General features: G+C 66.3%; 9 protein-coding genes. 4 read left to right on the top strand and 5 right to left on the bottom strand.

Annotated elements, in window-relative coordinates; genetic code table 11:
- Window positions 1–9: 9 nt before the first annotated feature.
- Window positions 10–1041, top strand: a complete 1032-nt coding sequence (locus J7J50_RS14860; RefSeq protein WP_215056850.1) for a LacI family DNA-binding transcriptional regulator — start codon at window positions 10–12, stop codon at window positions 1039–1041.
- A 199-nt stretch (window positions 1042–1240) separates the two neighbouring features.
- On the opposite strand, the gene J7J50_RS14855 is transcribed toward J7J50_RS14860, so the two are convergent.
- The 3 genes from J7J50_RS14855 to J7J50_RS14845 all read right to left on the bottom strand — a co-directional run bounded on the left by J7J50_RS14855 (window position 1241) and on the right by J7J50_RS14845 (window position 7533).
- Window positions 1241–2944: an alpha-amylase family glycosyl hydrolase gene (locus J7J50_RS14855; protein ID WP_215056851.1), complete on the bottom strand. Its 1704-nt coding sequence runs from the start codon at window positions 2942–2944 to the stop codon at window positions 1241–1243.
- Window positions 2941–4446 carry an MFS transporter gene (locus tag J7J50_RS14850; protein WP_215056852.1) on the bottom strand — a complete coding sequence of 502 codons (1506 nt, stop codon included), beginning with the start codon at window positions 4444–4446 and terminating at the stop codon, window positions 2941–2943. Before J7J50_RS14850 ends, J7J50_RS14855 begins: the two co-directional genes overlap by 4 nt.
- A 258-nt stretch (window positions 4447–4704) precedes the next feature.
- A complete protein-coding gene (locus J7J50_RS14845; RefSeq protein ID WP_215056853.1) occupies window positions 4705–7533 on the bottom strand; it encodes a TonB-dependent receptor in 2829 nt (942 codons plus the stop codon).
- Window positions 7534–7818: 285 nt separating this feature from the next.
- On the opposite strand from J7J50_RS14845, the gene J7J50_RS14840 reads away from it, so the two are divergent.
- Window positions 7819–9468 (top strand): alpha-amylase family glycosyl hydrolase, encoded by a 1650-nt coding sequence (locus tag J7J50_RS14840; RefSeq protein WP_251044155.1) that lies wholly within the window; start codon window positions 7819–7821, stop codon window positions 9466–9468.
- 98 nt (window positions 9469–9566) lie between these two features.
- Entirely contained in the window at window positions 9567–10454 is an 888-nt protein-coding gene (locus J7J50_RS14835; RefSeq protein ID WP_215056855.1) for a DUF2007 domain-containing protein, read from the top strand.
- Window positions 10455–10537: 83 nt separating this feature from the next.
- On the opposite strand, the gene J7J50_RS14830 is transcribed toward J7J50_RS14835, so the two are convergent.
- Together J7J50_RS14830 and yihA are read right to left on the bottom strand one after the other, a co-directional pair.
- Window positions 10538–11401 carry a tetratricopeptide repeat protein gene (locus J7J50_RS14830; protein ID WP_215056856.1) on the bottom strand — a complete coding sequence of 288 codons (864 nt, stop codon included), beginning with the start codon at window positions 11399–11401 and terminating at the stop codon, window positions 10538–10540.
- An 884-nt stretch (window positions 11402–12285) separates the two neighbouring features.
- The gene (gene yihA, locus J7J50_RS14825) at window positions 12286–12975 is read right to left on the bottom strand and encodes a ribosome biogenesis GTP-binding protein YihA/YsxC (protein ID WP_215056857.1); all 690 of its coding nucleotides are present in this window, start codon (window positions 12973–12975) and stop codon (window positions 12286–12288) included.
- A gap of 184 nt (window positions 12976–13159) precedes the next feature.
- On the opposite strand from yihA, the gene J7J50_RS14820 reads away from it, so the two are divergent.
- Window positions 13160–13971, top strand: an 812-nt coding sequence (locus tag J7J50_RS14820) for a c-type cytochrome (RefSeq protein ID WP_215097509.1), incomplete at its 3' end; no start/stop codon positions are given.

Below are 13971 nucleotides of genomic sequence, written 5' to 3'. Positions count from 1 at the left end.
GAGTGCCCCATGCGCAGAAAGTCGAAAGCGACCTCGGTCGATATCGCCCACCTGGCCGGCGTGTCCCAGGCCACGGTGTCGCGCGTGCTCAGCGGCAGTCCGCTGGTCAACGCCGAAACCCGCAAGCGCGTGGAAGCGGTGGTGCGCGAGCTCAACTACAAGGTCGATCGCCACGCCTCCAGTCTGCGCCGCCAGCGCTCGGGCACCCTGGCGATGCTGTTGTTCGAAGACCCGACGCCGGACGAGTCGCACATCAACCCGTTCTTCCTGTCGATGCTCGGCTCGATCACCCGCGCCTGCGCGCGTCATGGCCAGGACCTGCTGATCTCGTTCCAGCAGTTGTCCGACGACTGGGCCGGCGACTACGAAGACAGCATGAAAGCCGACGGCCTGATCCTGCTCGGCTACGGCGATTACCTCGCCTATCAGGGCAAGCTGCAGAAACTGGTCGAGCAAGGCACGCGCTTCGTCCGCTGGGGCGCGGTCCTGCCCGATCAGCCGGGGCTGTCGATCGGCTGCGAAAACATCGGCGGCGGGCATCAGGCCGGGTCGCATCTGGTCGCGCTGGGCCGCAGGCGCGTGGCGTTTCTGGGCGACGCCTCCAGCCACTACCCGGAGTTCCTCGACCGTTTCATCGGCTGCGAACGCGCGCTGGCCGGCGCGGGTCTGGTCCTGGACCGCGCCTTGCAGGTCGATGCGGAAAGCTCCGAAGACGCCGGTCATGACGCTGCGCGCGAATTGATCTCGCGCGGGGTGGCTTTCGATGCGGTGTTTGCCGCCAGCGACCTGATCGCGCTCGGGGCGATGCGTGCGTTGACCGAACATGGGCTGCGCGTGCCCGAGGACGTGTCGGTGATCGGCTTCGACGATATTCCGATGGCGCGGTTCGCGCATCCGCCGCTGACGACGATTTTTCAGGACACCAAGCAGGCCGGGGAGTTGCTGGTGGATACGCTGATGCGTCTGGTGCGGGGGGAAGAGGCGGAAAGTATCCGGTTGCCTACGGCGTTGGTGGTGCGTAAGTCGTGTGGGGCTGAGTAGGTGCCCACCTGCCGTCATTCCCGCGAACGCGGGAATCCAGGGCCTTTCGTGCGAGAACCTTTGAAGTCGCTGGATTCCCGCGTTCGCGGGAATGACGGCCTGGGGAGATGTCGCTGAAGTCTCTGGATTCCCGCCTTCGCGGGAATGACGACTTGAGAGAGCGAAGGCGACTGGGCCGGAAACCCGTCGCCGAGAAAATTCAACGCTTCCGCGCGTGAGCCATCGCCCGATCCAACGCCGCAACCAGATCGCTCCGCACCACCGGCGCGTCCAGCACGAACACCTCGACCCCATGCGCCGCGACCGTCGCCTTCAGCACGTCGCCAGCGCCCTCGCCGACTTCAACCTCGCCGCCAGCCAACGCCGCGCGCCAGCGCCCGGCCTGCAGGTACTCGCGCACCTCGAAGCCCGCCGCCGCATCGCCCTTGTTAAGCAGCACCAGCGCGATCTGGGACTGCCCGCCATGCTCATAGACCCGATAAAACGCCGCGCGATCGCCCTGCATCAGCACGTTCAACTGCAAGCCGCGCTGCAAGGCCTGCGTGGCTTCGCGGACCTTCGCGATGCGCTTGAGCGAAGCGCGGATCGGATGCTCGCGCGCCGCCTCGATGCGCTGCTGGCCGAAGTAGTTTCGATTGCCCGCGTGCTCGGCCTTGCCGCGCTCGAAGCCGACTTCCGAACCGTAATAGACCACCGGAATACCGCGCGCGGTGAACAGCCAGTTGTTGGCGTCGATGAAGCCTGCGTCGCTGGCGTCCAGGCGCGGCATGTCGTGGTTGTCGTAGAACGTCATCAAGTCGTACGGATTCGCATACGGCCCGTCGGTCAGATAAAGACGGTCGGACAGCAGCGCGAAGTCGCCGCGGCCGCGACCGAACACCTCGGCCATGCGCTGCTTCAACGGGAAGTCGAGTACGCTCACGCCGCCGTTGCTTGCCCAGGTGAACGGCGCGATGTTCTCGGCCTTGTAGTCGAAGGCTTCGCCGAACATGAAGAACCCGGGACGCTTGGCGCGGATGCGATCGGCGAACTGCTTCCAGAACGCCGGCGGCATATGCCGGATCGTATCGATGCGGAAGGCATCGGCGCCCTGATCGATCCACTGCGAATACGCGCCGACGAAGTAATCCAGCACCGCCGGATGGGTGTCGTCGATGTTCGACAGCTGCACCAGATCCTTTTCGTCATGGAAGAACCGGTGCAAGGGGTTGTGCGCGGGATCGAGCTTTTCCGGCGGCAGATTCTGATGATCCGCGACCAGCACGCCATCGCGATAGATCTCGCCGTACTTGGGCTGATCTTTCGGCATGGTGAACGACGGCGAGCCGTGATTGGCGACGATGTCGAGCACGGTCTTCAAGCCATGCCGCTTCAAACCCGCGGTCAGACCGGCGAAATCCAGATCGCGGCTGGGCAGATGCTCGTCGAGCCGATAGAAATCCACGCCCCAGTAACCGTGATAGCCGGTCTTGCCGCGGTCCTGGAACGCGCCGCCCCAGATCACCGCGTCGCCGCCGGTGAAGGCTTCATCCGGGTTGTCCACGATCGGCGTCAGCCAGACCGCGCCGAAACCCATATCGCGGATGTAATCGGCGTTGTCGAGCAGGCCTTTGAAATCGCCGCCGAGGTAGCCGATGTTGTCGCTCTCTCCCTTCGGCGCGCCGGGCACGGGCCGGTCGAAGCTGCGCGTGGCCGGATTCGGCCCGCCCTGATCGCGATGATCGTTGCCGGTGTCGCCGTTGACGAAGCGATCGGTGACGACGAAGTACACCGCGTCGCTGGCCATCGGTTCCAGCGTGCCGTAGTACTCGCGCGACTTTGCTGCATCGGCGACCGTGCCGCGCGTCGCCTGCACGCAACCGCACAACGCCAGCGCGAGGGCGACGACAGGCAAAGCCCTCATGCCTGCGCCTCCGCGCCGGGCTCGCGCACCCACAGCACGCACAGGCCGGCGATGAACAGACTGACGCCGCCGATCACCAGCGCCGCCGCCGGGTGCCCGCCGAAGGCATGCTTGACCAGGAACCCGAGCAGACTGGCCGCGACCAGTTGCGGGATCACGATGAAGAAATTGAAGATGCCCATGAACACGCCCATCTTCGCCGCCGGCACGCTGTCGGACAGCATCGCGTAAGGCAGCGACAGGATCGAGGCCCAGGCGAAGCCGACGCCCAGCATCGACAGCAGCAACCATTGCGGATCGCGGATCAGCGCGATCGAAATCAGGCCGGCGCCGCCGAGGGCGACGTTGAACATATGGCTGCGGCGCAGGCCCCAGTGCCGCGTCATCGGCGGGATCACGATGGCGGCGAGCGCGGCGAAGCCGTTGTAGGCCGCGAACAGCACCCCGACCCAGTTGGCGCCTTCGTTGTACGCCGCCGAGGCGGTGTCGCTGCTGTGGTAATGCAGTTGCGTGACCGCCGGCGTGGTGTAGATCCACATCGCGAACAAGGCGAACCACGAGAAGAACTGCACCAGCGCCAGGCGCAGCATGGTCGGCGGCATCGCGCCCAGATCGTCCATCACCGTGGCGAAGCCGCCGCCGTCGCGGACCACGCCGCGCAGCAGCAAGGCCAGGCCGAACGCGGCGATCAGCGCGGCCAGCACGTACAGCTGGCGATCCAGGGCCATCATCGAAATCGTGGTCGCGCACAGGCCGCCGACCACCATCCACGACGCGCCCAGCAGCAGGCAGCGCACGCGATCGCGGTTGCGCGGCGGCGTCGCCGGCGCTTCGTCGAAGGCGAGCAGTTCCTGCGGCGGATACTCGCGCGTGCGCAGCACCGTCCAGCCGACCGACAGCAGCAGCACCGCGCCGCCGAAGTAGAACGCGTAGCGCACGGTATCGGGCACTTCGCCGGGGCCGGCGGTGTTGCCCACGCCGAAATGCGCCAGCGCATACGGCAGCAGACTCGCGATCACCGAGCCCACGCCGATGAAGAAACTCTGCATCGCGTAACCGCTCGCGCGCTGCTGTTGCGGCAGTTGGTCGCCGACGAAGGCGCGGAACGGCTCCATCGAGATATTGATCGAAGCGTCGAGCATCCACAGCAGGCCGGCGGCGATCCACAGCGTGGGCGAATTCGGCATCGCCAGCAGCGCGAGCGTGGCCAGCACGGCGCCGACGAGGAAATACGGACGACGCCGACCGAGCCCGGTCCAGGTGCGGTCGGACAGATAACCGACGATGGGTTGCACGATCAAGCCGGTCAGTGGCGCGGCGATCCACAGCATCGGGATGTCGTCGATCGGCGCGCCCAGGGTCTGGAAGATGCGGCTGACGTTGGCGTTCTGCAGGGCGAAGCCGAACTGGATGCCGAGGAAGCCGAAGCACATGTTCCAGATCTGCCAGAACGACAGTTGCGGCTTGCGGTGCGGGACGGCGGAGTCGCGGCTATCGGTCATGGGTCGATACTGGCATGGAGGGCGGTTGCGCGGTGGGTGGGGCCGAAAAGCGAATCCCCCTCAATCCCTCTCAACAAAGGGGGAAGACAAGCGGCTACGACGATCTCCCATTCCCTGCGCAACGGCCCCCCCTTTGAAAAAGGGGGGCTAGGGGGGATTTGCTTTTGCCGTTGCACCGCGTCAAGAGCGAAAAAGCAAATCCCCCTCAACCCCCCTTTTCCAAAGGGGGAAGACAAGCTGAGGGATCTGCTTCTACGCTCAGAACTGCGACGAGAACCGCACCCCATACATCCGGGGCGTATTCAAATAGCGGATATTGGTCGCGTTGTTGACGAACCCCTTGCCCGAATACACCTCATCGGTCAGGTTCGACACGAAACCATCGATGCGGAACTGATTGTCGCTGCCGAAGTTCACGCCGGCCGACACGTTGACCGTCAGGAACCCGTCCACATCGTCGCGCATCGCCAGCCCGTTGGCCGGGCCGCCGCCCGCGGCCGGGTTGGAGCCGTTGTTGAACGGCATGTCCTTGAGCGGAATCTCGATCACCCGGCCGTTCGCGTCCAGGCCGAAGCCTCGGCTGTTGAACGCGGTCAGGTAGTAATCCGAACGGTAGGTCAGGTTGATCGTCCAATCGAACGAAGACAGCGCGCCATGGTTGATGTCGATGGTCTGCGACAAGCTGACGTTGGCGTTGTACTTCGACGTATTGGGCAGGCGGTTGCCGTCCAGCGGCACGATCAGGCCCAGGCCGCCAGAGCGGGTGTCGAGCACCATCGAATCGTCGAAGGTCGCGTCCAGATAGGTGAAGTTGTAGCCCAGGTTGAAGCCGTGCGGCAGCCCGACCCGGCCTTCCAGTTCCAGGCCCAGCACGCTGGCGTTGGCGGCGTTGTCGTTGAACACCTGACGGCTGGTCGCGTTCGGATTGGTCGGCGTCGGCGCCGGCACGTCGATCAGGTTCTGCAACACCTTGTTCTTGTAGTCGTAGAAGAACACCGACGCGTTCAAGCGCATCGGCGTTTCGCCCCACAGATAGTCGCCCTTGATGCCGGCCTCGTAGGAGGTCAGCTCTTCCGGCTCGAAGCTCGGCGCCAGCGCGCTGCCGTCGTTGAGCGACAACGGACGGTTGATGCCGCCCGAACGCGTACCGGTGGAGACGGTGCCGTACAGCATCACCTGCGGATTGACGTCGTACTCGAAACCCACGCGCCAATCGACGTAGCTGTCCTTGTAGACGTCCTCGCTCTTGCCGCCGGGGAAATCCGAACGCGCGATCACCTGGATCTGGTCGCGGTTCTTCTGCAGGAACTGCGCCCAGTTGTCGTTGGCGCCGAAGCTGTCGAAGCCGCCGAGGAAGTAATCGAGCGTGTTGCCGCCCGGGCCGCAGCGCAGGTCGGCCGGCGACCAGCCGGTGCAGATGCTCGGATCGCCGCCGCGGCGGTCGCCCGGAGGCGCCAGGCGGAAGCCGGGCGAACCCAGGATCAGGCCGGTGGTGTAGGGATTGGTGGAGGTGTCGATCGGCTGGCCGGTGAACTGCTGGAACAGCTCCTCGGGCACGATGAATTGATACTTGATGTTGGATTCGCGCGCGATCTTCTTGTCGCGGGTGTAGCGGATGCCGCCGATCACGCGCAGCGAATCGGTCGCGGCGAAGCTGAAATCGCCGTAGACCGCGTTCGATTCGACCTTGGAATTGTCGCCGCGATTCTCGCCGCCCAGGCCGTCCTGATAACCGCAGACCGTGCCCGGCGTCCACCAGTCGCAGTCGCCGAAGTAGCCGTTGCCGACGTCCCACGACACGTAGTCGTACTTCTCTTCGTAGTTGAACAAGCCCGCCGACCAGATCAGGCGGCCGGTGTCGCCGAAGAAACGCAGCTCATTGATGGTCGAGCTGGATTTGTCCGCCTGATAGAAGGTGTCGTACCACTTCAACCGTTCCGGATTGAAATAAGCCTCGCGCTCGGAACCCGGGTACACCGGGCCGAGCTGCCACTCGCGCGACGCGTTGCGGTTGTAGAAATCGTACTTGCGGTACGAGGTGTTGAACTCCACCGAGACCTTGTCGTTGAAGGCATAGGTGAAAGTGCCGGCGACGCCTTCGATGTCGTTGGTGGTCTTGCCCTGGGTGCGGAAATACTGCTTGAACGGATCGTGCAGATCCTTGATGTCGTAACCCGCCGACAGGCCGCGCTCGGCGAACAGGCCCGGGTCGCCGGTGCCGCGCTCGGTGACCTTGTCCAGCATCACGAAGGCGGAGAACTTGTCGTTGGGCTCCCACAGCATCGACAGGCGCGCGGCCTGATTGTCGAGCGCGCTCGGGCCTTCGGCGTCGAACAGCGACTTGGGATAGCCGTTGCTGATGTACGAGGAGCGCTCTTCGTCGAACAGCGCCGCGCGCAGGGCGAAGGTCTCGCCGATCGGCAGGTTCAGCACGCCTTCGGCGGTGGTGAAGTCGTAGTTGCCGGCGCCGATCTTGAGGCCGCCGCTGGTCACGCCCAGTTCGGGGCGCTTGGAGATGACGTTGATCGAGCCGCCGGTGGCGTTACGGCCGCGCACCGTGCCCTGCGGACCCTTGTTGACTTCGATGCGGTCCACGTCGAAGAACATCGGCCCGATCGAACGCGGACGCGGCAGGTAGATGCCGTTGTAATAGGTCGCCACCGACGGATCGGAGGAGAAATCCGAATCGGCCGCGCCGATGCCGCGCAGGAAGATTTCGTACTTGCCTTCCTGCTTGGTGATCTGCAATCCCGGCACCACCGCCTGCAGATTGCGGAAGTCGGTGTTGATGCCGAGCTTGGTCAGGTCTTCGCCGCTGAAGGACTGGATGGTGCCGGCGTATTTCTGGATCGACTGCACGCGGCGGTTGCCGGTGACCTGGACCGCGTCCAGCTCATGCGCCGCGCTTTGCGGCGCGGCTTGCGCGGCGGCGGGCGCGGCGTCCTGCGGCGCGGGCGCGTCGGCGGCGGACGGGAGTTCCGCGCTCCAGGCGGCCCACGAGGCGCACAGCCCCAGCGAGGCCAGGGCCACCGTCAACAGGTGGCGATTGAATTGATGCTGCGATGAAGCCGGCTTCGATCTCGACATGCTCCCCTCCAGAAGCGCTGTGTGTCGGCCGCGCGCACTGTCTCGCGCTGCGGTTGCCTGGGCGGCGTGCGCCTTCGGTCTGTGGCGCATGTTAGGCAACGCGCCGCGTCCGCAGCGGGTTCTGCATACGTATTCATGGGATGAAGTCGCATTCATGTCGCACTTCTTCTGGCGATTCGCGGGTGAATACGTATGCACACGCTCGGGCCGCGAGGGGCGGCGGCGGTAAGCTGGCTCGCATCGCGGCAGTGCAGCACGCAGGCCGCCATCGATCAGGGGCCCGTCTTGTCCGCCGTCCGTATTTCCAGCGATCCGCTCCGCAACGACGCTTGGTGGCGCGGCGCGGTCATCTATCAGATCTACCCGCGCAGCTTCCGCGACCTCGACGGCGACGGCGTGGGCGACCTGCCCGGCATCATCGACAAACTCGGCTACGTCGCCGACCTGGGCGTGGACGCGATCTGGATCTCGCCGTTCTTCAAATCGCCGATGGCCGACTTCGGCTACGACATCGCCGACTACCGCGCGGTCGATCCGTTGTTCGGCGACATCGACGACTTCGACCGGCTGCTGGCCAAGGCGCACGCGCTGGGCCTGCGGGTGATGATCGACCAGGTGCTCAGCCACACCTCCAGCGAGCACGAATGGTTCAAGCGCAGCCGCGAGAGCCGCGACAACGAGTATTCCGACTGGTACGTGTGGGCCGACGCGCGCGAGGACGGCACCGCGCCGAACAACTGGATGTCGCTGTTCGGCGGCGTCGCCTGGCGCTGGGAACCGCGCCGGCAGCAGTACTACCTGCACAACTTCCTGTCGGCGCAGCCGGATCTGAATTTCCACAACCCGGCGGTGCGCGCGGCGGTGCTGGACAACGTGCGCTTCTGGCTCGATCGCGGCGTCGATGGCCTGCGCCTGGACGCGATCAACTTCTGCTTCCACGACGCGCAACTGCGCGACAACCCGCCCAAGCCGGCGGCGCAGCGGGTCGGCCGCGGCTTCAGTCCGGACAATCCGTACGCGTTCCAGTATCACCACTACAACAACACGCAGCCGGAGAACCTCGCGTTCCTGGGCGAACTGCGCGCGCTGCTGGACCGTTATCCGGGCGCGGTGGCGCTGGGCGAGATCTCCTCCGAGGACTCGCTGGCGACCATGGACGACTACACCCGCGACGGCCGCCTGCACATGGGCTACAGCTTCGAATTGCTGACCGAGGACTACAGCGTCGCGCACATCCGCGGCACGGTGCAGCGCCTGGAAGCGACCATGCGCGAAGGCTGGCCGTGCTGGGCGATCTCCAATCACGACGTGCAGCGCGTGGTCACGCGCTGGGGCCGCGGCGAGCGGCCGGCGCATTTCGCCACCCTGCTCAGCGCGCTGGTGTGTTCGCTGCGCGGATCGGTGTGCGTGTACCAGGGCGAGGAACTGGGCCTGCCCGAGGCCGAGCTGCCTTTCGACGCCTTGCAGGACCCGTACGGCAAAGCGTTCTGGCCGACCTTCAAGGGCCGCGACGGCTGCCGCACGCCGCTGCCGTGGGACACCAGCGAGCGCGCCGGCTTCACCAGCGGCGAGCCGTGGCTGCCGATTCCGGCCAGTCATCGCGCGCTCGATATCGCCAGCCAGCAGGACGATCCGGCCTCCAAGCTCAACGGCTTCCGCCGTTTCCTGGGCTGGCGCAAACGCCATGCCGCGCTGCTCGACGGCGCGATCGGTTTCATCGACAGCGCCGAGCCGGTAATCGCGTTCGTGCGCGGCGAAGGCAGCGAAGCGATCTTGATGGCGTTCAATCTCGGCGACGCGCAGGCGTCGGTAGAGTTGGGCGAACGCGCGGACTGGATCGCCGATGACGGCCACGGCCTGCCCTGCGGCCACCTGCAGGGCCAGCGTTTGATCCTGCCGGCCTACGGCATGTACGCGGCGCGTGCCCGCGGCTGAGGCCTGACCGCAGGCCGCCGCGCCCCGCTCGCCACGCGCGCGGGGCCTTGGGCATACTGGCCTGAGCCGGCCCGTCGGCCGCGCTCAGGGGAACATCGGTGCAGATCGTTTATCACGCCGCCCATTCGGCGGATGCGCAGCTCGTGCGCGGCCTGCTGGCGCAGGAAGGGATTCAATCGTTCGTGTTCGGCGGCGCGCTGGAAGCCGGCGCCGGCCTGCTGCCGGTCGGCGGTTCGGTACGGGTGGAGGTCGCCGACGAACAGGCCGTGCGTGCGCGCGAAATCATCGAGGAATGGCGGGCCGCGGCGGTGCCGCTGGACGACGACGAAGGCGAGCCGGCCGACCACGATTTCGGCGACGACGACACGCCCGAGCATGTCGAAAGCGAGAACGTCTACCGCCCGTTGAATCAGCGCAAGCCGCCGCCCAACGGCTTCGCCATGGCCAGCACGGTCATCGCCCTGGTGATCGGCGCCCTGCTCGGCGCGCTGGCGACCGGCGTGGTGATGCAGCCGGGCGTGAGCGAACAGGACGTGGACTACAACGGCGACGGCGTCGCCGACGAACGCCTGGTCTATGAAGGCCAGCAGTTGATCCGCACCGAGGCCGACCGCAACAGCGACGGCAGCGCCGATCAGGTCATCCAGTACGATCCGCGCGGCTTGCCGACCGCCGCCGAAGAAGACCAGGATTTCAACGGCGTGCGCGAAACCACCACGACGTATCGCGACGGCCTGTGGGTCGAGCGCAGCGCCGACTACGACGGCGACGGCGCCCCGGAACTGCAGCAGACCGCATTGCGCGGCGTGCCGCACACCGACCAGTGGCTGGACGCGCAGGGCCGGGTGATCAAGCGCAACCTCTACACCGGCGGACGCCTGACCGGCGCAGAGATCGACAGCGACGGCGACGGGGTGCTGGATACCGTGCGCATCTTCGACGATCGCGGCGAAATCCGTTCTACGCGGCCTTTACAGGCGCAGTGATCGGCGGCGCGGTCCGTCGTTCGCATACACCGTGTTGAACACGTGCGGCGCGGCCGAAGGGCCGCGACCGCACGCGGCACGGCTCAGTTCTGCGGCGGCCGATGCAACTCGCGCACCGGCCGCTCGCGCGGTTCCGGCCGGCCCGGTTGCAACATCGGCGTCAGCGGCCGCGGCGGCGCGATCCTCGGCGCCGTCGCCAGCGTATCCAGGCGCTTCTTCGCCCCGGCGTTGCCCAGGTCGGCGGCACGCTTGAGCACCAGCCTGGCTTCGGCGATGCGGCCCTGGCCGACGTAGATTTCGCCCAGGCCGCTGAGCGCGGTGGCCTTGGCCTTGGGATCGCTCGGCGGCGCGTCCTTCACCGCCTGAGTCAGCGTCGCCTGCGCGCTGGCCAGTTGTCCGTTCGACAATTGTTTCCAGCCGCATAAGGTCGCGTCGCCGCCGCCCGCGCACGGGTCCTGGCCGGCGCTGTCGGCGGCGGCGATTTCCTCCGCCAGTTCCTTGGGCTGGCTGGCCAGCGCGGCGCTGCCGAGCGCGCTCTGCAATTGCTGGTTGTTCTGCTGCAGGCCTTTGACTTTCTCGATGATCGAATCGACCGAGATGTTGATGCTGCTGTTGTTGTCGGCGACCTTGATCGGCGCGCTCGGCGCCAGGGTCTGGCCGCTGTATTCGATCACCGGATCGGGCAGGTTCACCGCGGCGAAGCGCGGCGAGAACGTCAGGTAGACGTTGGGGGCGATGCGTTCGCCGCTGCGCCAGCTCTTGAGCGTGTCGAAGCCGATCATCGCCACCACCACCGCCGCGCCGATGCCCAGGTACCAGCGCACGTTCTTGTTCTGTTCGGCGTTCTTGGTCTTGAGCAGCGCGTAGGCGCCGTAGGCGAAGAACAGCAGCGCGGTGCCGTAGGCGCCCGCGGCGAGAATGGTCTGCGGGTCGGAAATCGGGTCCATGTCGTATCGCTTCCTGGCTGAAGCCCGCGCGCGCGGACGGTCACCCAGGAAGTAACGCGAACGGCGGTGGGAAAGCGGCCAAGGGTCCGGGGGCTGTTGTGGGAAGGGCTTTTGTGGGGGGCTTTTGTGGGAGGGGCTTCAGCCCCGATGCTCTTCGGTCAGAGCTTGGCGGATCTCAGCCGGGCTGCTTCACCGCGATCTGAGAGGAAAGCATCGGGGCTAAAGCCCCTCCCACAAGAGCTAACCATGCCCATTCGGCGAAAGCCCGGGACTCGAATTTCGAGGCCGCCGCACCCTCAAAGACCCGGCGAAGCCAAGAGGTCTTTTGTGGGAGGGGCTTCAGCCCCGATGCTCTTCGGCCAGAGATCGGCGGATCTCAACGGGCCGCTTCACCGCGATCTGACAGGAAAGCATCGGGGCTGAAGCCCCTCCCACAAGAGCTAACCATGCCCATTCGGCGAAAGCCCGGGACTCGAATTTCGAGGCCCGCACACCCTAAGACTTGGCGAAGCCGGGAGGTCTTTTGTGGGAGGGGCTTCCGCCCCGATGCTCTTCGGTCAGAGCTTGGCGGATCTCAACGGGGCGCTTCATCGCGATCTGAGAGAAAAGCATCGGGGCTGAAGCCCCTCCCACAAGAGCTGACCATGCCCATTCGGCGAAAGCCTGGGACTCGAATTTCGAGGCCCGCGCACCCCTCAAAGACCTGGCGAAGCCGGGAAGTCTTTTGTGGGAGGGGCTTCAGCCCCGATGCTCTTCGGTCAGAGCTTGGCGGATCTCAACCGGCCGCTTCACCGCGATCTGAGAGGAAAGCATCGGGGCTGAAGCCCCTCCTACAAGAGCTGACCTCCCACAAGGGCTCAAGTCGGCCCCCACAAGAGCGCGGCTTACTCGTCTTCGTCCCGCGCCAGCTCAGGGGCGCTCGGCGCCGACGCGGGCGCATCGCCCATGCCCAGCCAGCCCATCACTTTCTCGCGCGCTTCGTCCACGCCCTGCTTGGACTCACCGGAGAAGGTCTGCACGCTGACCGTGTCGCCATAGGCCGATTGCAGTTCCTTGCGCACCGCCATCAGCGTCTGCTGTTGCTGGCCGCGGCCGAGCTTGTCCGCCTTGGTCAGCAAGGCATGCGCCGGCAGGTCGCGGCTGACCGCGTAGCCGAGCATCTGCTTGTCGTAATCCTTGAGCGGATGACGGATGTCCATCACCACCACCAGCCCGCGCAAGGCCTGGCGGGTCTGGAAATACCGGTCCAGGAACGCCTGCCAGTGCGCCTGCAGGTTCTGCGGCACCTTGGCGTAGCCGTAACCGGGCAGATCGACCAGGAACCGGTCCGGATCCGGCGCAGGCTCCGGGCCGCGGTACGGCAGGCTGACGTCGAAAAACACCAGTTGCTGAGTGCGTCCGGGCGTCTTGGACACCCGCGCCAGCGCGTTCTGCTGGCACATGGCATTGAGCGCGCTGGACTTGCCGGCGTTGGAGCGGCCGGCGAAGGCGACCTCGAATCCGCCGTCGGGCGGCAGCTGTTTTACGTTGTGCGCCGACAACAGGTAACGGGCGCGGGCAAGGTGGTTGGTCATGCCCTTAGGATCGCATGCCCCGGCCGGATGCTTGCGTTCTGCGACCTGACCGGCTGAACCCGCGTTGACCCGATCCGGTCCGGCGGAAGATAATTCCGAGGTTCCGGCGCCCATGGTGGCCGGCCGCACTGTCATCCAGCCAGCCCTTGCACAGCAAGCCAGCAGTAGTTCGGAGCCCAGCTACATGAGCCAAGCCCGCGTCCTGAGCCTCGTCGGCCTCGCCGCCTTCGCGGTCGCCGCCGTTGCGTTCGCCCAGACCACGGTCACGCCGATCCCCGATAAGGAGCCGGTAAAGACCGCGCCGCTCACCGCCGGGCCCAAGGCCAGCTGGGGCGACGTCAAGGCCGGCGCGACCAAGGCCGGCACCTGCGCGGCCTGCCACGGTCTCGACGGCAACCCGACCGATCCGCAGTACCCGCGTCTGGCCGGCCAGAGCGAGCGCTACATCGCCCACCAGATCGCCCTGTTCAAGACCGGCGAGCGCAATACCGGCATGTCCGCGGCGATGAAGCCCTTCGCCGACGCGCTCAGCGAGCAGGACGCGCGCGACCTGGGCGCCTACTTCGCCACGCAGAAGTCCGGCGCCGGCGTGGCCGACGACACCGTGATCGCGGCCGGTCCCAACAAGGACAAGAAGTTCTTCGAAGTCGGCGAGCAGCTGTTCCGCAGCGGCGACAAGGCCCGCGGCATCCCGGCCTGCATGGCCTGCCACGGTCCGGGCGGCACGGGCAATCCGGGTCCGGCCTATCCGCACATCGCCGGCCAGCAGGCGGTCTATTCGCAGCGTCGCCTGGAGGAATACCGCGCCGGCACGACCACGCAGAAAGACCCTCACCTGTTCAACATCATGGCCACGGTGGCCAAGCAGCTCAGCGACGAAGAGATCGGCTCGCTGTCGAGCTATCTGCAGGGCCTGCACGAACGCGCCGACGACGTCGCCGCGGCCGATGCGCCGGCTCCGGCGGCCAAGCCGGCCGCGCCGGCGGCGGCTCCCGC

This window comes from Lysobacter sp. ISL-50, assembly GCF_018612875.1.
GTDB lineage: Bacteria > Pseudomonadota > Gammaproteobacteria > Xanthomonadales > Xanthomonadaceae > Lysobacter.
The sequence above is the reverse complement of the archived record's forward strand: the minus strand, read 5'-3'. Positions and strand labels throughout refer to the sequence as shown.